The 20,570-nt window shown below is 69.8% G+C and carries 15 protein-coding genes and 1 pseudogene; 7 read left to right on the forward strand and 9 right to left on the reverse strand.

Going from position 1 to position 20,570, the window contains the following annotated elements; translation table 11 throughout:
* The first annotated feature begins 1 nt into the window (after nucleotide 1).
* Both GOALK_RS01940 and GOALK_RS01945 read left to right on the forward strand, forming a co-directional pair.
* On the forward strand, nucleotides 2-2,548 hold the full coding sequence (locus GOALK_RS01940; protein ID WP_006357097.1) for an ABC transporter permease: 2,547 nt from the start codon (nucleotides 2-4) through the stop codon (nucleotides 2,546-2,548).
* 96 nt (nucleotides 2,549-2,644) lie between these two features.
* Complete coding sequence (locus GOALK_RS01945; RefSeq protein ID WP_006357098.1) at nucleotides 2,645-3,418, forward strand: hypothetical protein; 774 nt, start codon at nucleotides 2,645-2,647, stop codon at nucleotides 3,416-3,418.
* Nucleotides 3,419-3,421: 3 nt separating this feature from the next.
* Here GOALK_RS01945 and GOALK_RS01950 read toward each other — a convergent pair whose 3' ends face one another.
* Nucleotides 3,422-4,183 (reverse strand): class I SAM-dependent methyltransferase, encoded by a 762-nt coding sequence (locus GOALK_RS01950; protein ID WP_006357099.1) that lies wholly within the window; start codon nucleotides 4,181-4,183, stop codon nucleotides 3,422-3,424.
* 68 nt (nucleotides 4,184-4,251) lie between these two features.
* Between GOALK_RS01950 and GOALK_RS01955 the strand changes: the two genes are divergently transcribed.
* Entirely contained in the window at nucleotides 4,252-5,400 is a 1,149-nt protein-coding gene (locus GOALK_RS01955) for a glycosyltransferase family 4 protein (protein WP_006357100.1), read from the forward strand.
* On the opposite strand, the gene GOALK_RS01960 is transcribed toward GOALK_RS01955, so the two are convergent.
* Both GOALK_RS01960 and GOALK_RS01965 read right to left on the reverse strand, forming a co-directional pair.
* Nucleotides 5,366-7,081, reverse strand: coding sequence for an MmpA family trehalose lipid delivery protein (locus GOALK_RS01960; protein ID WP_006357101.1), 1,716 nt, complete (start codon nucleotides 7,079-7,081; stop codon nucleotides 5,366-5,368). The two genes, GOALK_RS01955 and GOALK_RS01960, sit on opposite strands and share 35 nt — an antisense overlap.
* A gap of 15 nt (nucleotides 7,082-7,096) precedes the next feature.
* Nucleotides 7,097-8,032, reverse strand: coding sequence for an HpcH/HpaI aldolase/citrate lyase family protein (locus GOALK_RS01965; RefSeq protein ID WP_006357102.1), 936 nt, complete (start codon nucleotides 8,030-8,032; stop codon nucleotides 7,097-7,099).
* Nucleotides 8,033-8,143: 111 nt separating this feature from the next.
* On the opposite strand from GOALK_RS01965, the gene GOALK_RS01970 reads away from it, so the two are divergent.
* A complete protein-coding gene (locus GOALK_RS01970) occupies nucleotides 8,144-9,334 on the forward strand; it encodes a lipopolysaccharide biosynthesis protein (RefSeq protein ID WP_006357103.1) in 1,191 nt (396 codons plus the stop codon).
* 68 nt (nucleotides 9,335-9,402) lie between these two features.
* Nucleotides 9,403-9,873 carry an SRPBCC family protein gene (locus GOALK_RS01975; RefSeq protein ID WP_006357104.1) on the forward strand — a complete coding sequence of 157 codons (471 nt, stop codon included), beginning with the start codon at nucleotides 9,403-9,405 and terminating at the stop codon, nucleotides 9,871-9,873.
* Between the two features lie 3 nt (nucleotides 9,874-9,876).
* On the opposite strand, the gene pgfA is transcribed toward GOALK_RS01975, so the two are convergent.
* Nucleotides 9,877-11,079 (reverse strand): cell envelope lipid trafficking protein PgfA, encoded by a 1,203-nt coding sequence (gene pgfA / locus GOALK_RS01980; RefSeq protein WP_187346522.1) that lies wholly within the window; start codon nucleotides 11,077-11,079, stop codon nucleotides 9,877-9,879.
* 44 nt (nucleotides 11,080-11,123) lie between these two features.
* On the opposite strand from pgfA, the gene GOALK_RS23230 reads away from it, so the two are divergent.
* Nucleotides 11,124-12,455, forward strand: a complete 1,332-nt coding sequence (locus tag GOALK_RS23230) for an acyltransferase family protein (protein WP_006357106.1) — start codon at nucleotides 11,124-11,126, stop codon at nucleotides 12,453-12,455.
* Between the two features lie 827 nt (nucleotides 12,456-13,282).
* On the opposite strand, the pseudogene GOALK_RS24700 reads toward GOALK_RS23230, so the two are convergent.
* The 5 genes and pseudogenes from GOALK_RS24700 to GOALK_RS02005 all read right to left on the reverse strand — a co-directional run.
* Nucleotides 13,283-16,561: pseudogene (locus GOALK_RS24700) on the reverse strand (DUF3367 domain-containing protein); the annotation flags it as partial.
* 106 nt (nucleotides 16,562-16,667) lie between these two features.
* Entirely contained in the window at nucleotides 16,668-16,868 is a 201-nt protein-coding gene (locus GOALK_RS01990; protein WP_005196483.1) for a DUF2613 domain-containing protein, read from the reverse strand.
* Nucleotides 16,869-16,948: 80 nt separating this feature from the next.
* On the reverse strand, nucleotides 16,949-17,671 hold the full coding sequence (locus tag GOALK_RS01995; protein WP_006357108.1) for a DJ-1/PfpI family protein: 723 nt from the start codon (nucleotides 17,669-17,671) through the stop codon (nucleotides 16,949-16,951).
* A gap of 37 nt (nucleotides 17,672-17,708) precedes the next feature.
* Nucleotides 17,709-18,674, reverse strand: coding sequence for a GlxA family transcriptional regulator (locus tag GOALK_RS02000; RefSeq protein ID WP_040003934.1), 966 nt, complete (start codon nucleotides 18,672-18,674; stop codon nucleotides 17,709-17,711).
* A 67-nt stretch (nucleotides 18,675-18,741) separates the two neighbouring features.
* The gene (locus tag GOALK_RS02005) at nucleotides 18,742-19,299 is read right to left on the reverse strand and encodes a universal stress protein (RefSeq protein WP_006357110.1); all 558 of its coding nucleotides are present in this window, start codon (nucleotides 19,297-19,299) and stop codon (nucleotides 18,742-18,744) included.
* 29 nt (nucleotides 19,300-19,328) lie between these two features.
* Between GOALK_RS02005 and GOALK_RS02010 the strand changes: the two genes are divergently transcribed.
* On the forward strand, nucleotides 19,329-20,528 hold the full coding sequence (locus GOALK_RS02010; RefSeq protein WP_050918614.1) for a glycoside hydrolase family 3 N-terminal domain-containing protein: 1,200 nt from the start codon (nucleotides 19,329-19,331) through the stop codon (nucleotides 20,526-20,528).
* Nucleotides 20,529-20,570: the final 42 nt, after the last annotated feature.

Genomic DNA, 20,570 nt, shown 5'->3' on the forward strand with positions numbered 1-20,570 from the left:
GATGCGCCGGGTTTCCCTGCGAAACCTGCGGGCGCACAAGCTACGTCTGTTCCTGACCCTCTTCTCGATCGTCCTCGGCACGTCCTTCGTGGTCGGTTCGATCGTGTTCACCAACTCCGTCTCGAAGGCCTTCACCGACATCTTCGACAGTGCCGCGCAGGGTGTGGCGGTCGAGGTGACGCCCGCTGATCGGCAGTCGCCGGGCGTTCCGCTGTGGGTGGTCGACCAGTTGCGTGACCAGCGCACCGCACTCGGCATCGACAAGCTCGTCGTCAACAACAGCGGGTTGGTCACCGTCGCCGACTCCGACGGCAAGGCCATCCAGACGGGTGGTGCGCCGAGCGTGGGCACCACCTACATCCCGGAGAACGAGGCGCTCGATCCCGACGAGTCCCGGATCCTGCCGGGTGGTCGCGGGCCGGCCGACGCCGGCGAGATCGCCCTGAACGCCTCGGCTGCCGAGGAGGCCGGGCTGAAGGTCGGGTCGAAGACCAAGGTCGTCATCGGCCAGGGCAGTTCCACCCCGCTCGACGTCACCGTCGTCGGACTGATCGACCTGCCCGCCTCCACCGGCGGGTACGTCAACGCACAGTTCGACGCGGCGACCGCGTCGGGGCTCTTCACCGACGGGCGCCACGTCGGGCTCGTCGACATGTCGGCCGTCGACGGGGTGTCCCCGAAGCAACTGCAGGAGCGGGTGCGCACCTTCCTCGGCTCCGACGCCGATCTGTACGAGGTGCGGACCGGCGATCAGGTACGGGAGGACCAGAAGGCGCAGGTCAACGAGTTCCTGCAGATCTTCCAGTACATCCTGCTGGCGTTCGCGGCGATCGGCCTGGTCGTCGGCACGTTCATCATCTACAACACCTTCTCGATGATCGTCGCGCAGCGTAACCGCGAGTTCGCGCTGCTGCGTGCGGTCGGGGCGAGTCAGCGACAGGTGTCGCGGTCGGTCCTCTTCGAGGCGTTCGTCGTCGGTGTGCTCGGCGGAGCGCTGGGCCTGGCCATCGGCATAGGCCTGGCGGCCGCGCTCAAGGCGTTCACCAGTGCGTCGTCGGGTCTGCCGGAGGGCGAGCTGACGATCGGGGTCGGCGCGGTACTCGCGGGCATACTGGTCGGCGTCGTGGTGACGATGATCAGCGCATGGGTACCGGCAGCTCGTGCCGCCCGGGTGCCGCCGGTGGAGGCGATGCGTGCCTCGGCCGCCGAGGGATCGGCATCCCTGCGCAACCGCACCCTCATCGGTGCGGTCATCGGCCTGGCCTCGATCGTGGCGATCGTCGTCGGCGCGATGGACGAGGGCTCCGGACCGGCGCTGACGGTCGGCGCGGGCGCGGCCGGTCTGGTGCTGGCCGCGGTGCTGGTCGGACCGGCTTTCGCGCGGCCGTTCGTGGGAGTGCTCGGCCGTGTGGTCGGTGCGCCCTTCGGCACGATCGGACGGCTCGCACGCACGAATGCTGTTCGGAATCCCCGACGTTCGGCTGCGACGGCGTTCGCCCTGACGCTGGGCCTGATGCTGGTGGCGATCATCGGCACGCTCGGCCAGTCGTTCAAGGGCACGGTCGACGAGGCCGTCGACTCCGGCATCACCGCCGATTACATCCTCTCGGGCACCAACCAGGGGCCGTTGCCGCCCACGGTGGGTCCCTCGGTGGAGAAGGTGCCGGGTGTCGGCGAGGTGGTCTCGTTCGGCGTCGTGCAGGCGAAGGTCGACGATCAGCCGGTGCAGGGTTTCTCCGCGCTCGGTGGACCGCTGAGTGACGTCACGGTCATGGACATGGAGGACGGCGCGTCGTCGACGCTGCCGGCCGACGGGATGCTGATCAGTCACCGCACGGCGATGACGAAGGGCTGGGAGCGCGGCCAGGTCCTGAACTTCACCTCACCCATCGGTGAACAGGTTCAGGTCCCCATCGCGGGCGTGTACGCCGACAACGAGGCTCTCCAGCCGTGGGTCGTCGGTCCCGCGGTCTACGACCGCCTGGTCCCGCCCCCGGCGCGTTTCGACATCACGGTCTTCGTGAAGGCCGAGGCCGGTGCCGATCTGGAGACCCTGCGGACCGGGCTCGAGGACGCGACCGCCGGGTACCTGACCGTCCAGGTCAAGGACCGCGACCAGTTCAAGGGCCAGATCTCCGCGCAGATCGACCAGATGCTCGGCACGCTCTACGCGATGCTCGGCCTGGCGCTGCTGATCGCGGTGCTGGGCATCATCAACACCCTGGCGTTGTCGGTGGTGGAGCGGAAGCGCGAGATCGGCATGTTGCGTGCGATCGGCATGGTCCGAGGTCAGGTGCGTCGTTCGATCTACCTCGAATCGGTGCTCATCTCGATCTTCGGTGCCGTCGTCGGCGTCATCCTCGGAACGCTGATCGGCGTCGCCCTCGTGCGCACGCTGGCGGCGTGGGGTCTGGGCGCGCCGGTGATCCCGTGGTCGCTGATCGTGATCACGCTGGTCGCCTCGGCGGTGGTCGGTGTGCTGGCGGCGCTCTGGCCGGCGGTCCGCGCCGCCCGGACGGGGCCGCTCGAGGCGATCGCCGACCTCTGACGCCCTCCTCCTGTTCTGTGGCCCACGCGACCCGGGTTCTGTCCGGGCCGCGTGCTCACAGGTCGATATCAGGAACCGGATGACAGAATCGTCCGCATGACGCGACCACCCCAGGGCGATCCGAACGATCCGCGGAACAATCCGCCGGAGACCCGACAGTTCGATCCCGACTTCGACCCCTCGGCGCCGCCGTCGCAGGCCTACACCCAGCCGCACGCCGGTGAGCCGTATCCCGGGCCGTACACCGAGCCGCACGCCGGACCCCAGTACGACGAACCCCAGTACGCGGATCCCCGGTACACCGGCGGCTCGCCGTATGCGGGATCGCCGTACGACGCACCCCCGGGTGGTGAGCCCCCACGCGGCGGATCGTCGAAGGGACGCACCATCGGCCTCGCGCTGGTGGCGCTGGCCGCCCTGGTGATCCTCGGACTCGTCGTCGTGCTGGTCACGAAGTCCGGCGGTGACGAGGACTCACCCACCGCAGCGGGTTCGTCGTCGACGACGGCCACCAGTGAGGAGACGACGACCACCAGTTCGTCCCCGACCACCACGACGACGACGACCGAGGAGACGACGTCGAGTCCGAGCAAGAAGCCGGGTCCGGCGACGGTGGTCTACCAGCTCACCGGAAACGGTGACGTCGTGGCGCTCAGCTTCAGCAAGGGTGGCGGTTCGCCGACGGTCATCGCTGCCACCGGTTCGCCCTGGTCGCAGCGGGTGAACGTGAAGGGCAACAAGGCGACCCTGTCGGCCATCGTCGTCCGCGGTCCGGTCACCTGCAGCATCCTCGTCGACGGGGAACAGCTCGCGACCGCCACCAGCAACGGCGGCACGCTGAACTGCACCGCCGATCTCCCCGCGGAATAGGGGCTACCGCTTACGCAGCACCAGCACGAGGTTCGTGCCCAGCACCTCGCGGAGGCCCGGGACGCGCATGACCCACCACATCCAGCGCGGGATGTAGCGGGGGAAGGCGGCCAGCAGCTCGGCCCGATCGGTCACCGATCCCGCCCAGCGCAGGCCGTCGGCGGCGTGGACGGCGAACAGCGAGGTCCCGAAGAGGTTCTTGGGCGGGTGGCCGTGGCGTCGGGTGTAGAGACGTGCGGCGCGGTGTCCGCCGAGGTAGTGGGTGAGACCCATCTCGTGGCCGCCGAACGGACCCCACCACAGCGTGTAGCTGATGATGACGACGCCGCCGGGACGGGTCACGCGCAGCATGTCGTCGGCCATCTCCCACGGCGTCAGCGTGTGCTCGACGACGTTCGACGACACCGTCACGTCGATGCAGTCGTCGGCGAAGGGCAGATTCTGGCCCGACCCGCGGACCGAACCGCGATGTTCGAGACCGCCGGCGTGCATCTCCGTGGGGTCCGGCTCGACCGACATGTAGTGCGCGCCCCGTGCGCGGAAGGCGTCGGCGAAGTAGCCGGGACCGCCGCCGACGTCGAGGATGACGCCGCCGTCGAGGTCGGGTACGAACGCCTGCACCATCTCCGCGGTGTCGGCCGCCAGGGCGCCGTAGAACCGGGCGGGATCGGACTGCTCGTAGCGGAAGTCGTTCAGCAGCCCGGCCGCGCGCCGCAGGGTGGCCAGTCGGGCCATACGGTCGCGGCCGGAAGTCGTGGTCGTCATCGTCGGGAAACTCTAATCGACCGGAGTCTCGGCAGTTCATCAGCTACTCGGCGGTAGGCTGTCGTGCGATGCGCGTACCTTCCGACGTCCTGCTGCTGTGCTGGCGGGATACCCGCCACCCTCAGGGCGGTGGCAGCGAGACATATCTGGAGCGCGTCGGTGCCGAACTGGCCCGACGCGGTACCCGCGTCACCTTTTTGACCTCGGCGTATCCGGGCGCCGCCGGCGAGGAGTACCGCGACGGCATGCGGTTCGTGCGCGCCGGCGGGCGGATCAGCGTGTATCCGCGCATGCTGGCGACGATCCTGGCCGGGCGTCTCGGCTTCGGGCCGCTCCGGGACTGTCGGCCGGAGGTCGTCGTCGACACCCAGAACGGGGTGCCGTTCTTCGCGACCGCCGTCGCCTCGGCACCGACGGTGGTGCTGGTCCATCACTGTCATCGCGAGCAGTGGCCGGTTGCCGGTCGGTTACTCGGGCACGTCGGATGGTTCATCGAGTCACGACTCTCGCCGCGGGTTCATCGCCGGAACCGCTATGTCACCGTGTCCACGCCGTCGAAGACCGAACTCGTCGCGCTCGGCGTCGACGCGGATCGGATCTCCGTCGTGCGCAACGGCATCGACCCCGTCCCCGCCGGCGCTGTGCTCGCCGTACGGTCGTCCGACGCCGGCTCCGAGCCGGTGCGCCTGTGTGTCCTGTCGCGACTGGTGCCGCACAAGCAGGTCGAGGACGCGCTCACGGTGCTGGCGCAGCTGCGTCGTTCCGGGATCGATGTCCACCTCGATGTCATCGGCGGTGGTTGGTGGTCCGACGAACTGCGCTCGGCGGCAAGCGAACTCGAGGTCACCGACGCGGTCACCTTCCACGGTCACGTCAGTGAGGAGCGCAAGCACGAGCTGCTCTCGCAGGCGCGGGTCCACCTGATGCCCTCGCGCAAGGAGGGTTGGGGTCTGGCGGTGGTCGAAGCTGCGCAGCACGGGGTTCCGACCATCGGCTACCGCAGCTCGGTCGGTCTCGCCGACTCCATCGACGATGGCAACACCGGTCTCCTCGTCGACGGCGTCGACGAACTGGTGAGTGCCACCAGGAAGCTCATCGACAACCCGGACGAGGCCCAGCGGCTGGGGGACAGCGCCCGGGTTCGGGCGGGCCGCTACTCCTGGGCCGCCACGTGCGACGGGTTCATCGAGACGTTCGACGCCGTTCTCGCGCGCTGACGACGATCGCCCCCACGACCCCGGTCCCCAGCATCGCCGCCCAGAGAAGGTGTGCGGCGATCGCCATGGTCCGATCGGCCGCTCCCGCACCGCGATCGGCCGGATCGTCGACCCGGTACAACCGGAGATCGTCCCCGTCGTGGGCGAGGCGCGCGTCCGCCGCGAGCCGGGCGGGCGGGGAATTGTTCTCGACGAGAACCCAACCCACACCGAGTGCCGCGAGATCCTCGGGTGAGCCGCCGGCCTCGAGCGCCGACGCCACGGCCGCTGCGTGCTCACTCGGTGGGTCGACGACCTCGCCGTCGACGGTGAGTGCACCGGACTCGATCACCGGGGCCCGCAGCATCCGCGCCGCCGGATCGAGCGAGACGCCGTCCGCGAATCGGTAGTGCCGCACGGTGTCCGCGGGCCAGAGGGCGACCGAACCCTGATCGTCGGGCACTATCGCCGACACCGCGGCCCAGTCGTCGGGGTAGGCCACCGGCCGCACCGAACCGCCGGCACCCCAGGCGAGATCGGGCAGGGGGGCCACGACGAGCAGGGCGACGCCGGCCAGGGCGAAACCGGACGGCACCCGACGACACGCGGCCGCAACCGCGGCGGCCACGGCGAGGGTGGCGCCGGGCACGAGCAGTGCCGAGAACTTCTGGGTGTCCCGCAGCAGGCCGGCACCCGCGATGTGCTCGACCGCGACCTCGAGCAACCACCGTCCCGGACCGAATGTGCTGAGGACCAGCAGGATCGAGACGACGACCGTCAGGATCCCGATCGCCCGGACCAGCGGATCGAGAGCGCCGCGCCGCCGCCACAGCGCGACGACCCCGGCCGCGACCACGAGCAAGAAGCAGAACGTCGCGACCGCCGCCCACCACATTGTTCGGCTGGCCGGGACCGCATCGGCATTCCAGATCCCGCCGAGGGACAACACCGTCCCGACCGGGCCGAGTCCCGGCTCGGACCGAAGACCGAATGCTTCGACACCCGCCGCGGCGGACGTCGTGGTGGCGTCGCTGATCACCGACGTCACCACCCAGGGCAGCGTGCTCAGAATCCACAGGAGCACAACCACGATCGTGGACCGCAGCCCGACCGGACGGCCGATCAGCGCCACCGCCAGCACGATCCCGGCGAGCACCGATCCGGTCGGTGTCAGCCCGGCGGCCGCCAGCAGTCCGCCGAGCTGGAGAAACCGCACCGGCCCGGGACGGTCGCGGAGATCGACCACGGCGACGAGGAGCCAACCCAATGCGGCGTAACCGACCAGCAGACTCCAATGTCCCTGCAGGAGACGTTCGGCGACATAGGGATTCCAGATCGCCACGAGCACGGCGGCGACGGCTCCGGCGCGTCCGGCACCGGGGACGAGGCGGAAAGCCAACCGGCCGAAGCCGACACCGGCGAAGACCAACGCGGCCAGCAGGATCGCGGTGACCGCCGCGCCGCCGTCGACGACCGTCGACGCCATCGCGACGAACCAGTCCTGCGGTACCGCGCGCGGCGGCAGGTCACCGATGCCCAGCGTGGTGTCGGTGACGTGGGTGCGCGGCGTCGACACCGCGTCCCGGTACAGCAGGTAACCGGGTCCGACGCCGATCAACCCGGGGAGCAGCGGCGCCAGGACGGCCACGGCCGCAACGACACTCACCAGGTAGAGCGTCGGCAGCAACCGTCCGGAGAACACCGCGACCCGCGCGGCTCAGAAGTGGTGGGTGTCCGACGGCGCGGGTGCATGCACCGGGTCGTCGTCGAACTTCGACTCGGTGATGCCGTAGGCGCGCGCGAGGTCGAGGATCTTGGTGGCACGCGCGATGCGGGGGAGGTCCGATCCGTTGCGGATCTCCCCGCCGTCTCGCTCGAACTCCGCGAAGAACTCCCGCGCCCAGGTGATCTCGTCTTGGGACGGGGACAGGCCCTCGTTGACCGGGGCGCACTGCGCGGGGGTCAGACAGATCTTGCCGGTCATGCCGAACTCCGCACTCACCGCGGTGGCCTCGCTCAGCTTGAGAGCGCTGGAGCCGACGGTCGGTCCGTCGATGGCGCTGGGAAGATGAGCGGCCTTGGCGGCGATGGTGAATCGCGACCGGGCGTAGGCCAGCGTCAGCGGATTGTCGCCGAAGCCGGTGTCCCGCCGGAAGTCGCCGATCCCGAAGGCGAGGCGGAAGGTGCCCTTGGCGGAGGCGATCTCGCTGATCCGCTCGAGTCCGCGGGCGGTCTCGACGAGGGCGACGATCGGGAGACCCGGTAGGCGCTTGGCGGTCTCGGTCACGTGGTCGACGGACTCGACCATCGCCAGCATCACGCCGCCGACGGCGGTCTGCGCGAGTGCCTCCAGGTCATCGGCCCACCATGGGGTGCCGAAGCCGTTGATGCGGACCCATTCACCGGCGCCGGGACCGGAACCGTCCTTGGGGCCGATCCAACGTACGACGTTGTTCCGCGCCTCGACCTTGTCCTTGGGAGCCACCGCGTCCTCGATGTCGAGCACGACGATGTCGGCGCGCGAGCGAGCCGCCGGCTCGAACTTCGCGTAGTGGGCGCCGTTGACCAGGAGCCAGCTTCGGGCCAGCACCGGATCGATACGCGAACCGACATCGGTCGATTCGGCGTCGTAGGTCGTGTTGTCGTCGTACATCGATGTCTCTCGTCCGTGAATTCTGCAGCCTACCCATCGTTGCCTATGCCCGATGACCGGTGCAAAGCACCCTGCGCGCGGGAGCCGGTGTCAACTCGGCACACTTGTGCCATGCAGCAGACCAGGCCGACCGGACGGCGCCGGGCCGCTTCGGGCACCGTCGGCGCCGTCGGATCGGTGGCCGTCGGCTCGATGGTCGCCAACATCTGCATGTACGTGGTCCATCTGAGCGCGAGCGCGCGCTATCTGGATGTCAGCGAATACGGCGAGTTCGCGGTCCTGCTGTCGGCGATGCTCGTGTTGGGCGTACCCGCGCTGGCGCTGCAGAACGTCGTCGCACGCGAGGTGGTCCTGGGCTGCGACGAGCGCCGTCTGCGGCGGGTGGGGATTCAGACGACCCTGTATGTGGTCCTCCTGGTCGCGGTCGCCACACCGCTGGTCGCCCTGCTGATGCGCACCGATGTGGTCACGACACTGGCCGCCCTCGGCGCTGCCCCGTTCCTCGCACTGATCGCCGCAGGTCAGGGCATTCTGCAGGGGCGCGGCGAGTTCCGGACGCTGTCGTGGGTGTTGGCCGCGGTCGGGATCCTGCGCTCGATGCCCATCGTGGGCGCTTTCGTCGCGGGTGCCGGTCCGGCGGGCGGACTCCTCGCCGGAACCGTGGGTGCCGCGGTCTCGGCGGTCGTCGTCTGGCTGGTCGTCGGGAAAGTCGGGGAGCGCGCGTCGGACGCGGGCACGGTGGGAGTCCTCAGCGTGGTCCGCGCGTCGCAGGTCCAGTTGGTGCTCATCGTGGCGTCGTCGGTGGATCTGCTGCTCTCACCGCGGGTTCTCGACGCCGAGTCGGTCGGCGTCTACGCGCTCGGCGCGATAGCCACCAAGGTCGCGTTCTGGCTGCCGCAGGCCATTGGCGTCGTCTTCTACCCGCGCCTCGCCGACCCCGCCCGGTCCCGGGTCTCCCTGCGGCAGGCAGTGGCGGTGGTCGCCGGCGTCGGCGTGGTCCTGACTCTCGGCGCGGGGCTCGCGGGACCGCTGGTGCCGACCGTGTTCGGCGACGGCTACGACCAACTCGTCCCACTCCTGTGGCTCTTCGCCTACATCGGTGCCGCCCTCGCCGTCCTCCAGGTCGTGTTGCTGTCGGCGATCGCCCGTGATCGCACCCGCGTCGCCTTCGTGACGTGGATCGTCGTGGCGATCGAGGTGGTGGTCATCCTCACCGCTGCCGGTTCGGTGCTCGGGGTCGCGGCCACCGCGGCGGTCGCGGTGACGATCGCAGCCGCCGGCACGTGGGCGCTCACACGCTGATCGGCGGTTACATTCGGCCCAGACGCAGGAACGTTGCCGGGATCGGGAAGTTTCGGCAGGGTTGTGTGATGAGCGACAACGGAGTCACCAAGGTCACTGTCCAACGAGTCATCGAGGCACCGGTCGACGCGGTGTTCGACGTCCTCTCCAATCCCGAGAGGCATCAGGCACTCGACGGTTCGGGGTTCATCCGCGGCGTCGACCACGCCGATCGCATCCAGAACGTCGGTGAAGTGTTCACGATGAACATGGCGGGCGACCACATGGGCGGCGAGTACAAGACCGACAACCACGTCACCGGGTACGCCAAGGACAAGCTGCTGGCGTGGAAGACGACTCCCGCCGGCACCGAGCCTCCCGGCTGGGAGTGGTTGTGGGAGCTGGAAGCCCAGGGCCCCAACGAGACGCTGGTCCGGCACACCTACGACTGGTCGAAGGTCACCGACAAGAAGCTCCTCGAGCAGGTGAAGTTCCCGCTCGTGACCGAGGCCCAGCTCGAGGACACCCTCGGCCGTCTTGCGGCCGAGGCTGCTTCCTGAGTTCTATCCGTCGGTTCCGGCGGTGCCACCGCCGCCGGACCGCCGGAACCTCGCGGGCATCCACGCCGGGTTGATCAGGAGCGCCCCGACGACCAGCGCGGCGACGCCGAGGACGCCGGTCACGATCGGCACGATACGACCCCAGATCGTGATCGGCGTCGCGAGATCCGAAGCGAGACGCGACATCTGGGACTGTGTCGTGTCGTCGTAGGAGAAGGTCGCCTGCAGGTGCGGCAGCCGGAAGTCCGGCGGCACACCGGGAGTGCCGTCGGGGAAGGCGTAGAACTCGTCGACGGTGATCTTCGCGTCGACGATCGTGCCCGTCCGCGGTTCGACGGCCAGGTCCCACGAACTGCGGTGTCGCAGAGTGGCAGTCAGGTCGCGGCGCGGGCCGTCGATGCCGAACCACGATGCCGGCCGGGTGATGACGACATCCGTGCCGACCGGCCTGCCGAGCGCGGCCCGGGCGAGGTCGGTCTCGGGGACCTCGGCGCGGAACCGGGCGACGTCCTTGCCGACGACCTCGGTGTCGCCGTCGTACTTCAGGGGCACGGTCGTCCGCGTGACGACGTCGAAGAACTCGTGGTCGGTCAGGCGGGTGTCGAAGGGCAGCAGGTAGGTGAAACCGCGGCGGTCGGGCACCAGCACCGGCGCCTGATTGCTGTCGTACTGGATTTCCGACGCCCCGCGCGCGGACAGCTGCGGTTCGGCGGTCTCCCGGTCGAGGGTCACCCGGTCCTTGACCGCGTTGACCGTGGCGTCGTTGCAGGCGTCCGGCGAATCGGCGTCGGCGCCACTGCCGGGCCGCGGATCCTCCGGCTCCACCGCCCGGTCGTCGATGCGCAGCGTCTCGGCCTGGACCGAGGTGCCGGCCTGCAGCGTGACCCGATGTTCGTCGGACGGCTGGACCGCGACGACCCGCTGCTGGCGGACCAGATCGGCGTCGAGTGTCCGTGCGGCGGGTGTCGCCAGCGAGCAGCGGTCGAGGATCGTCGCGTCCTCGGCGGTGGCCACCGTGGTGAAGTCGGTGCTCAGCGGGATCTCGCGGAAGTTGCCGACGAGCAGTGTCGGCAGCGCGATGGTCACCGCGACGAGGAAGCTGCCGATGAAGATGAGCGTCGGTCCGGCCAGATCCGCGGTCGACCAGCGGTGAGGTGCGGACTGTTCCACCGCGGATGGGGGCACCGGGGACGGCTCCGAAGACATGGTGGCGAGGGTAGTGGATGCCACCGGGCTACCCTGTCACCAGCATGACCAGCACCGACTCCGCCCGCGACTCAGTCGCAGCATCGAACACCGATTCCCGCTCCGGCGCGCCGCGCTCCGACGCCGCCGGTCCGGCGGCCACGTCGCGACGCTTCTACCCACAACTCGAGGGCATGCGTGCGCTCGCCGCGATCGGCGTCCTGATCACGCACGTGGCCTTCCAGACGCGGGCCGTCGAGATCGCGGTCCTCGGCCCCGTCCTCGGTCGCCTCGACCTTGCCGTCGCGCTGTTCTTCGGGCTCTCCGGGTTCCTCCTGTGGCGGCCGTGGGTCGACGCCGCGCACCGAGGTGCCGGGCATCCGTCGATCCCGCGGTATCTCAAGCACCGCGCCGTCCGCATCTGGCCCGCGTACGTCGTGGTCGTCGTGCTGGTGCTTCTTCTCCTGCCGGAGGCCCAGGGCGCCGACTTCGACGTCTGGCTCGCCAACCTCACCCTGACCCAGGTCTTCGTGCCCCTGACGCTGACCGCAGGACTCACCCAGATGTGGAGCCTGTCGGTCGAGATCGCCTTCTACGCGCTGCTCCCGCTCATAGGTCTCGCACTGGTGCGGTTGCGGGGCCGACAAGCTGGTGCGCGCATCCCGGTGCTCTTGGTGCTCGGCGTTCTCAGCCTCGGCTGGGCCTGGGTCGGCACCTCGCTCCCCGTCGCCGATGGTGTGGAGACCAAGAACTGGGTGTTCGGTCACCTGCCGTGGTTCGTCGCCGGCCTGATCCTCGCCGAGGTCGCCGGCGTGCTCGACACCGCAGGAGCGCCACGCGGGCGGTGGATGAACCTGGCGATACGGCTCAGCGCGAACCGGTGGCTGATGTTCGGGGTCCTCGTCGTCGCCTACGGGCTGGCGTGCACCCGCTTCGCCGGTCCGACCGGTCTCGGCGACGTCACCAACATCGAGTTCGTCGCCAAGATGACTCTCGGTGCGCTGTGCGGCTACGCGCTTCTCGCGCCGCTCGTCTGCAACCCGGGGCCGTTCCGGTTCCTCACCTCACGCGTGATGCTCGCGCTGGGACGCTGGTCCTACGGCATCTTCATCTGGCACGTCGCGGTCCTCGCAGTAGTCTTTCCGCTGTTCGGCATCGTGCCGTTCAACGGCAACACTCTCCTGGTCCTGGTGATCACTCTGGGACTCTCGGTCGGGATCGCCGCGGCGTCTTACGCCTTCGTCGAGGAACCGGCGCGGAACTGGTTGCGCAACCGCGACACCCGACGACGCAACCGGCCGGCTGCTGCTTCCTCGTCGGCGGATTCTTCGGATTCCCCGGCCGACCAGAACACCAGCCAGCCGGTCATCAACACCGCGATCAACGCGGGCAACTGAACCCACCACTCCCAGCCGTGGTAGCCGCCGGCGGCGTGCCACGGACCGGCGGTCAGACCGACGGTCGCGAGCATCATCATCGCGAAGGTCGTTGTCACCCCGGCTTTCGGCGGGATCGCCGCGGCGACCACACCCACCCCGATGCCCACGGCCAGGCCCCACCAGCCCGACAACAACCACGACGCACCGAGAATCCCCAGACCGGCAGCCATCAGGGTGAACCGCCCGGTGGTCACGGTTCGCGGTTCGGCGACGGCCTCCCGTCGCGAGGACGGCCACCATGCCGCGACGAGCAGCAGGGCCATCAGCACGAGTCCGACGACAAGCGACCAGCGGTACAGCGAGTCGAACCGGTAGGTGAGCTCGACCGTGCCCGACGCCCCGGCCGGCACGATCCAGCCCTGCTGCCAGCCGTTCACGACCACCGGCGACAACTCCCGGCCGTCGACCCGCGCGACCCAGCCCGGGTTGGTGGATTCGGGGACCACGAGCAGGCGTTCGGGACCGGAATCGATCTGCACCGCACGACTCGCCGCGGTCCACTCGGAAACGTCCGGCGTGGTCGTCGCGGCGCCGTCCACCGGCGACCCGACCGTCAGTGACACGGCGTCGACGGTGAACGCCTGACCGGGATTGACGGACACCTCCTGCTGCCCGGCGGGCAACCGCAGCTCGCCCGGCGTGCAGGCACGGGCCACCACTGGTTCCCCGGAACGCAGTGCGGCCGTGGTGGTCCGCGCGGAGATCCCGACCACCTGACCGGCGGCGGTGATGCCGAGGCCATCGCCGCAGCGGATCTCGACGACCCGGTCACCGTCAGCGGGTGCGCGCGGTGCCGGGAAGACCTCGACCTCGGCGATGCCCGGTGGTGCGGGCGTCGCGAATCCGAGGCTGTTGACGTCGATCAGGTCGCGCTGTTCGCGGATGGTGATCTCGATGCGGTCGGTGATCGCCGGGTCGAGCCGCAGGACGCCGTCCTTGCCGACCTCACGGATCTGTTCGCCGGTGCCGAGATCGACGGCGACCTCGGTCGGGGTGGCCGGGTAGTCGCCCGGCGCAACGAGTTTCACTGATTCGACACGCTGCTCGGCGGGCAGGTGGACGACCAGGGTCGGCGTGGCGTCGTCGGCCGGCTCTTCGTCGTCCTCGCGATCCTCGGGCTTCTCCTCGTCGGGGATCTGCGGCGCGGTCCACGTGGTGCCGGGGTCGCCGTCGACGGCCGCGGCCGGGCTGCCGCGGGGGTCGGTGACCGGTCGCGGTCCGGTGGCCGTCATGCCGCCCGGTGTGGCGAGCAGTCGGTCGAGTGCGGCGCCGGGACGTGGCCGGAGAACGGCCGACGGGGTGACCGCGGTGTCCTGGGGAACCGACAGGGCGCGGCTGAACACCGACGACGTCTCCGGTGACAGGCCGAGGCCCGGTGCGCAGCGGGTCTTCTCGCGAGCCGGATCGGCGACGCACCAGGCCCGCCCGTTGAGTTCGGAGTACAGCAGCCACTGGGCGACGGTGGTGCCCGCCCCGAGTTCGGGCAGGACGACGCGGTGTCTGATCTGCAGCGGCGTGGAGGTGCGCAGGTTCGACACCTCCACCTCACCGAGGGCGAACTGGTTTCCGGCGGTGCCGTCCTCGGTGCGCAGGGCGCGGATCTGAATCCAACGGGTCGGGCCGCTCGGGGCGGTCACCGTCGTCGGCTCACCCGGCTCGAGCCCCGACGCCACGGTGCTGCCGGCCTCCGTGGTGATCAGGACGCTGGTCACGTCCGAGCCGAGGGCCTTCGCGGTGGTCAGCGACAACGCGAGATCCGTCTGGGGAGTGGTGAACCCGATCCGCATCCACCGGCCGACAGCCCCTTCGAGTCCGCCGCTGACCCAGGCCGTCTGGGGGTTGCCGTCGAAGGCCGCGGCGGGGGAGTTCGCCGGCGAGGTCTGTCCCGGTTGCACCGCGTCCGATGCCGAGCCCGACGTCGTGACCTCGATCTCGCCACTCCGGTTGTCCAGCAGCCATTCCCCGCGGACGAGCGGCTGATCGTCGACCGGGTAGTCGGCGGCCGCGTTCTGCGTGCGCCGCGGGTCGTCGGCCGACCGGATGGCGGAGCTGTGGTCGTCGACCCGTCCGAAGTCGGTTTCGCGGTCGCTCGGGGTGTCGGTGACGATGAGTGGGCCGTCGGCGATCCCGGCGCGTCGGGCATCGGCGTCGAGCAGGACCGGTCCGAGAGGCGGAAGGCCTTGTCGTGCACGTACTTCGGCGAGCGCCGCGATGGCCTCCGGGCCGCCGGCCACGCGCGGGATGCCGCGCTCGTCGACGAGGAGGGGGCCGGTGCCGTCGAATCCCGTCGCCTCGACCGCATAGATCTGGACGGCGGGCATGGTGGGTCGCAAACCGTTGTCGCGCATCACGCCCCGGACGCTCGGCGGTCCGACCTGGGGACCGAACTGTGCCACCCGCGTCAAGCCGGGGGAGGTGTCGAGTGCCTGCTGCGCGAGGAGGGGTCGCGCGGACCGGGAGGTCTCGGGGTCGAGATCTGCGCGCAGCACGACGAAGCCCACGCCCTGCTGGGCGAGGGTCTCGGCCAGGCCGGGTGACCCCCGGCCGGCGGCGATCTCGCGTTGCACGGAGTCGAGTGCGCGGATGGCTCCGGGCGGGGTCAGCGGGATGGCGTCGCGCACGGCCCACGGGGCGTCGGCGAGCGGTTGCAGGGGTTCGTCGCGGGTGAGACCCCACAGCTGATCGGCGAACGGCGCGCCCGGGACGACGAGGGCGCGCGCTGGTGGCGAGTCGTCGGGGCGAGCGCTGTGTTCGGACAACCAGTCCGCGGTCTGCTTCCAGTGGTTCGGGATCGCGGTGTAGGTACCGGCGGGAGCGAGCTGACCGGTCCAGATGAGCGACCCGGCGCCGATGACCGCCACCAGCAGCACGATGGCCGCGGCCACCGGGCGGGATCGCTGGGGATGTGCGAAGGCCGAGAGTGTCTCCCGAACGGAGACGGTGCCGGGCAACGGGACCCGTGCCAGCAGGTGCGCGACACCGAGTACCAGCGGGATGCGGATGAAGGGTTCGAACTTGTGGATGTTGCGCAGCGGCGCACCCGAACCGTCGAGGAACACCCGGATCTGCTCGGCGATCGGCGACCCGAGACCCCCGGCGAAGCCGACACACATGACCACCAGGCCCACGCCCAGGATCGCCACGAGGCGACCGCGGAACGGCATGTGCCGCATGCACAGACCGGCGAGCCCCGCAGCGGCGATCGTGCCGGTGGCCAGTACCGCGGCCGGTTGGGTGACGAGGACCGCGCCGGCGACACGCTCGGTCGAGACGAACGGGGTCCACGAGCTCGCGCCGCGCATGACCTCGGTCAGCGACGTCCACTGCGTCGTGACGCGGGCGGACTCGATGTAATCCAGGAAGGGCGGGCTGACGCGGGACAAGATGAGCAGCGGGACGATCCACCACGCGCACGCCAGGAACAGGCCCAGGGCGGTCCAGGCACCGAAGCGCCACCAGCGGCGGTCTCGTGGCCGGTGCAGAAGCCACCACATGGCCGCGACGCCGAGCGCGGCGGCCGTGGCGACCGCGTTCACCGCACCCATCAGGGCGACGGCAGCCGCTGACCGTGCGGCCTCCCGCCAGAGCGGCCGACCATCGGAGGCAGAGGCGTCGAGCGCCCGGATCACCGGCAGCAGGACCCAGGGCGCCAGCATCATCGGCAGTGTCTCCGACGAGATCGAGCCGAGGGTGGTGAGGACGCGCGGACTCAGGACGAAGACGACGCCCGCGAAGATCCGCGACGCCGGTGAGCCCAGTCGCAACGCCTCCGCGACACGCACGATGCCGACGAAGCCGACGGTGAGGAGCAACGCCCACCACAACCGCTGGACGATCCAGGGCGGGACCGACAGCAGATCACCGAGGGCGAAGAAGGCGCCGTGCGGGAAGAAGTATCCGTACGCCTGGTTCTGGACCTGCCCCATCGGGGCATTCGGGGTCCACAGGTGCGCCGCCCGCGCGAGGAACCCGAGCGGGTTCGCCGTCAGGTCGAGCTTGGTGTCGGCGGCGATCTGGCCCGTCGACTGCAGCAGGCAGACGATCAGCGCGATCGCGGCAGCCACACCGATCCCACGTGCCGACAGGACACCTGTGGAAGCGGTGGTCGATGTACTACTCAGTTGCTGCTGCCGTCAGAAGGGCCCCGACGCCGAGCATCGGGGGCGGGCGTCAGTTGGTCTCGCCCGCGCCGCCGCGCGATCCGTAGTCGACCGAACCCTGGACGAATCCGCTGTTCGGATTGATGTTGTTCAGGTCCGTCGACGGGCTGTTCTCGGAGGCGAGGAACCCGCCGAGGAACACCGCGCCGAGTCCCACCAGGATGCCGGCCACTCCGGCGACGGCGCCGGCCACAAGGCGGTTGTTTGTCATGGCGAAGAAACTACCATCGCGCGGTGTCTCACCTCGGTGTCACCCGCGCATGTCCGGCGGTTCGGGCACGGGTTTCGACATCAGCGGCGCGAGCGGACCTTCGCCAGCGTGCGATCCCACAGCAGTTGGGTGCTCAGTTTCAGCACCTCTGGCTTGTGGACGTCGCGGCTGAGCAGCAGCGTCGACGCCGTGATCGTGCCGGCCGACGCCTTCGACCGGTGGCCGGAGTCCAGATGCGGTTGCGGGTCGTATTCGATGGCGAGCTGGATCGCCTCGGCCTTCTTCGTCCCGGCGATCTCGTCGGCGAGCCACAGCGCGAGGTCGATGCCGGCGGAGACACCGGCCGCGGTCACGATGCGTTCGTCGGGGCCGGCGCGCACGATGCGCTCGTCCGGCACCGCGGTCACGCCGTAGAGGGACAGCGCGGCCAACGACGACCAGTGGGTGGTCGCGCGGAGACCGTCCAGCAGCCCGGCGGCAGCCAGGACCACCGAGCCGGTGCAGACCGACGTCGTCCATTGCGCGCCCGGGCTGACAGCACGCAGCCAGTCCAGGAGCTTCTCGTCCTTCGCCGCGCCGAAACACCCCGGGCCGCCGGGGACGAGGATCAGATCGGGTGACGGCGTCTCGTCGAACGAATGCGTCGCACCGATGAGGAGAACACCGGAATCGGCGACGACCGGTCCGGCCTCGTGCGTGACGAACCGGACCTCCGCGTCGGGAAGCATGCGCAGCACCTCGTAGGGGCCGATGAGGTCGAGGGCGGTGAACCGCGGGTAGAGGACGATCGCGATCTGCGTCATGGGTGTGCCTGTCTGTTCGGTGATGGTGGTGCGGTGGTCAGCGAAAGGTCTTGCGATAGTGGTCGGGGGAGACGCCGAGGCGTCGGATGAACGTGCGGCGCAACGACTCCGAGGAGCCGAATCCGCAGCGCGCGGCGATCACCGGCATGGTGTCGGAGGATTCGGTCAATGCACGGCGAGCCGCGTCGGTGCGGACCCGCTCGATGTAGTCGCTGGGCGGTTCGCCGGTCTCCTCGGTGAAGACGCGGGAGAAATGGCGAGGACTCATCGCGGCTTCCTGCGCGAGGTCGTGAAGCCGGTGGGGCAGTCCGGGTTCGGCCTCGATGCGTTGCTGCGCATCGCGGATCACGTCGCGGCGCGCCCGTGGCATCCACACCGGCGGAGCGAACTGGCTCTGCCCGCCGGGGCGCCGCATGTAGAGGACCAGCCAGCGGGCGACCAGCTGGGCGAGCTCGGTGCCATGGTCCTCTTCGACGACGGCGAGGGCGAGGTCGATGCCCGCGGTGACGCCGGCCGACGTCCAGACGTGATCGGAGCTGCGGACGAACAGCGCCTCGGCGTCGACCTGCACCGTCGGGTATCGCTCGGCGAGGTGCTCGGCCATGGCCCAGTGCGTCGCCGCGCGCCGGCCGTCGAGGAGACCGGCCTCGGCGGCCAGGAAGGCGCCGTTGCAGACGCTGATGACGCGCCGCGCCCGGGTGGCCGCCTCCCGAATCCACTCGATGAGTTCGGCGTCGTCGACGGCCCGGTGGACGCCCATGCCGCCGGGCAGCAGCAGGGTGTCGACGAGTTCGGCGGGGTCTGGCAGTACGTGGGCGACGAACTGCAGTCCGACGCCGGTGTCGATCGGCTGCCCGTGCTGCGACACCAACCGCAGGTCATAGGTGACGGGCGACCCCTGATCACGCAGGGCGATCGACGCGGTCGTGAAGACGTCGGCCGGTCCCGTCACGTCGAGCGACTGCACCCCGGGGAACCCGAGAACCAGCACGGTTCGTGTCATGAGCTCATCCTGGCCGACACGGCTCACGTCGTCCAGGTCATGCATCCCACACTTGAGGACATCGGGACTAGAGCGTCAGCTCTGGTTCCCGCTCGCACTTGGCCGGGACGATGAACACCGGTCGATGGCAGTGTTTGAGGACGCGTTCGGCGACGCTGGACCGCAGCAATGCCTTGAGGCCCGACGCCCCGCGGGTCCCGGTGACGAGCAGATCGACGTCGAGTGCCTCGGCGGCGGCGACGAGAGCGCCCCACACCGTCGACTCGACCTCGACGAGCGTGCCCTTCGTCGACAGGCCGCATTCGCGGGCCAGAGCCACGCCGCGTTCGTTGATCTTCGCGGCCTCGTCCTCGAGGGCGCGGTCGACCCCGGCGTCGAGTTGCGTGTCGACGAACGGCTGCATGCCGCCGGCGAGGGTGGACATCCGGGCGGGTGTCATGCCGCCGGGTTGCCAGGCGGTGACGACGACGGCGGATTCGGCGCGCAGGAAGTGTCCGGCATAACGGATCGCACGATCGGCGTTCGGTGAGCCGTCGTAGGCGATCATCAACGTCTGTCCGGCGCGATTGGCACCGCGACCGCTGGGGGCGGTCGCGGACCCGGCCGAGATGGACCCCACGTCCATTTGCTCAGGTTACATGCCAGACTCGAGCCATGGGCCCAACTCGACGACCTCGCTGGATTCGGAACGCGCTGACGACTGCGACGGTCGCGGCATTGAGTCTCGGTCTCGCCGCGTGTGATTCGTCGACGCCCGAATCCGCGCCGCCCACACCGTCCGCGTACGCCTCGCCCTCGGCCTCGCCGTCGTCGGTGTCCGCGACGACCACTCCTGTCGCAAACGCTTGTGGCGCGGAACAACTCGCGAAGCTCACGCTGCGGCAGAAGCTGGCCCAGCTGATCGTCGTGGGTGTCACGGGCGCCGGCGACGCGCAGCAGATCGTGGAGGACGAGCAGATCGGCGGGATCTTCGTCGGGAGCTGGACCGACAAGGCGATCCTGACGAGTGGTGCGGCATCACGGATCTCGCAGAACTCGTCGATCCCGTTGATGGTCACGGTCGACCAGGAGGGCGGTCGGGTGTCGCGGCTGTCGTCGCTCGGCATCGACCACGCCTCCCCTCGTGAACTCGCACAGACGAAGACGCCCGCGCAGGTGAAGGAGATCGCCGCCGGCGTCGGCCGTCAGCTCAAGGATCTCGGCGTCACCGTCGACTTCGCACCGGTCGCCGACGTCAGCGACGAGTCGGACAACGAGGTCATCGGCGACCGTTCGTTCAGCAACGACCCGGCCGTCGTCACCGAGTACGCGGCCGCCTACGCCGCGGGGCTCGCCGAGGCCGGAATCACGCCGGTGTACAAGCACTTTCCCGGTCACGGTCACGGCTCGGGCGATTCGCACCTCGGCGTGGTGACCGTGCCGTCGCTCGCCGAACTGCAGACCAGCGACCTCGTACCGTTCCGCAATCTGCTGCGCGATCCCGGGACCGCCGGCGTCATGGTCGGCCACCTCGTCGTGCCCGGGCTGACCGAGGGACTGCCGGCGTCGATCAGCCGGCCGGCCATCCAGATGCTGCGCACGGGGGAGGGCTACAGCGGACCGCGCTACAACGGCGTGATCTTCTCCGACGACCTGTCGGGCATGGCGGCGATCAGTCAGCGCTACCCGATCGAGCAGGCCGTGGAGAAGTTCATCCTCGCCGGCGGCGACGTCGCCCTGTGGCTGTCCACCGACCGCGTCTCGTCGGTGCTCGACAATCTGGAGGGCGCGGTCAAGCGCGGACGCCTTGCGCCTGCACGCCTCGACGCGAAGGTGATCCGCGTCCTCCGGTCCAAGGGTGTCGTCACCTGCTGAGTAATCTGTCCTCAGCAACCCGAGCGAACGTTAAACTTACCG

The organism is Gordonia alkanivorans NBRC 16433, assembly GCF_000225505.1.
In the GTDB taxonomy this organism is placed as follows: domain Bacteria; phylum Actinomycetota; class Actinomycetes; order Mycobacteriales; family Mycobacteriaceae; genus Gordonia; species Gordonia alkanivorans.

Bases quoted from the DNA above. Each gene is read 5' to 3' on its own strand.
- GOALK_RS02005 (WP_006357110.1), bottom strand. From the start codon at position 19,299: ATGGACGTGGGGTCCATCTCGGCCGGGTCCGCGACCGCCCCCAGCGGT.
- GOALK_RS01940 (WP_006357097.1), top strand. From the start codon at position 2: ATGCGCCGGGTTTCCCTGCGAAACCTGCGGGCGCACAAGCTACGTCTG.
- GOALK_RS01945 (WP_006357098.1), top strand. From the start codon at position 2,645: ATGACGCGACCACCCCAGGGCGATCCGAACGATCCGCGGAACAATCCG.
- GOALK_RS02010 (WP_050918614.1), top strand. From the start codon at position 19,329: ATGGGCCCAACTCGACGACCTCGCTGGATTCGGAACGCGCTGACGACT.
- GOALK_RS23230 (WP_006357106.1), top strand. From the start codon at position 11,124: ATGACCAGCACCGACTCCGCCCGCGACTCAGTCGCAGCATCGAACACC.
- pgfA (WP_187346522.1), bottom strand. From the start codon at position 11,079: ATGTCTTCGGAGCCGTCCCCGGTGCCCCCATCCGCGGTGGAACAGTCC.
- GOALK_RS02000 (WP_040003934.1), bottom strand. From the start codon at position 18,674: ATGACACGAACCGTGCTGGTTCTCGGGTTCCCCGGGGTGCAGTCGCTC.
- GOALK_RS01955 (WP_006357100.1), top strand. From the start codon at position 4,252: ATGCGCGTACCTTCCGACGTCCTGCTGCTGTGCTGGCGGGATACCCGC.
- GOALK_RS01975 (WP_006357104.1), top strand. From the start codon at position 9,403: ATGAGCGACAACGGAGTCACCAAGGTCACTGTCCAACGAGTCATCGAG.
- GOALK_RS01970 (WP_006357103.1), top strand. From the start codon at position 8,144: ATGCAGCAGACCAGGCCGACCGGACGGCGCCGGGCCGCTTCGGGCACC.
- GOALK_RS01950 (WP_006357099.1), bottom strand. From the start codon at position 4,183: ATGACGACCACGACTTCCGGCCGCGACCGTATGGCCCGACTGGCCACC.
- GOALK_RS01995 (WP_006357108.1), bottom strand. From the start codon at position 17,671: ATGACGCAGATCGCGATCGTCCTCTACCCGCGGTTCACCGCCCTCGAC.
- GOALK_RS01990 (WP_005196483.1), bottom strand. From the start codon at position 16,868: ATGACAAACAACCGCCTTGTGGCCGGCGCCGTCGCCGGAGTGGCCGGC.
- GOALK_RS01965 (WP_006357102.1), bottom strand. From the start codon at position 8,032: ATGTACGACGACAACACGACCTACGACGCCGAATCGACCGATGTCGGT.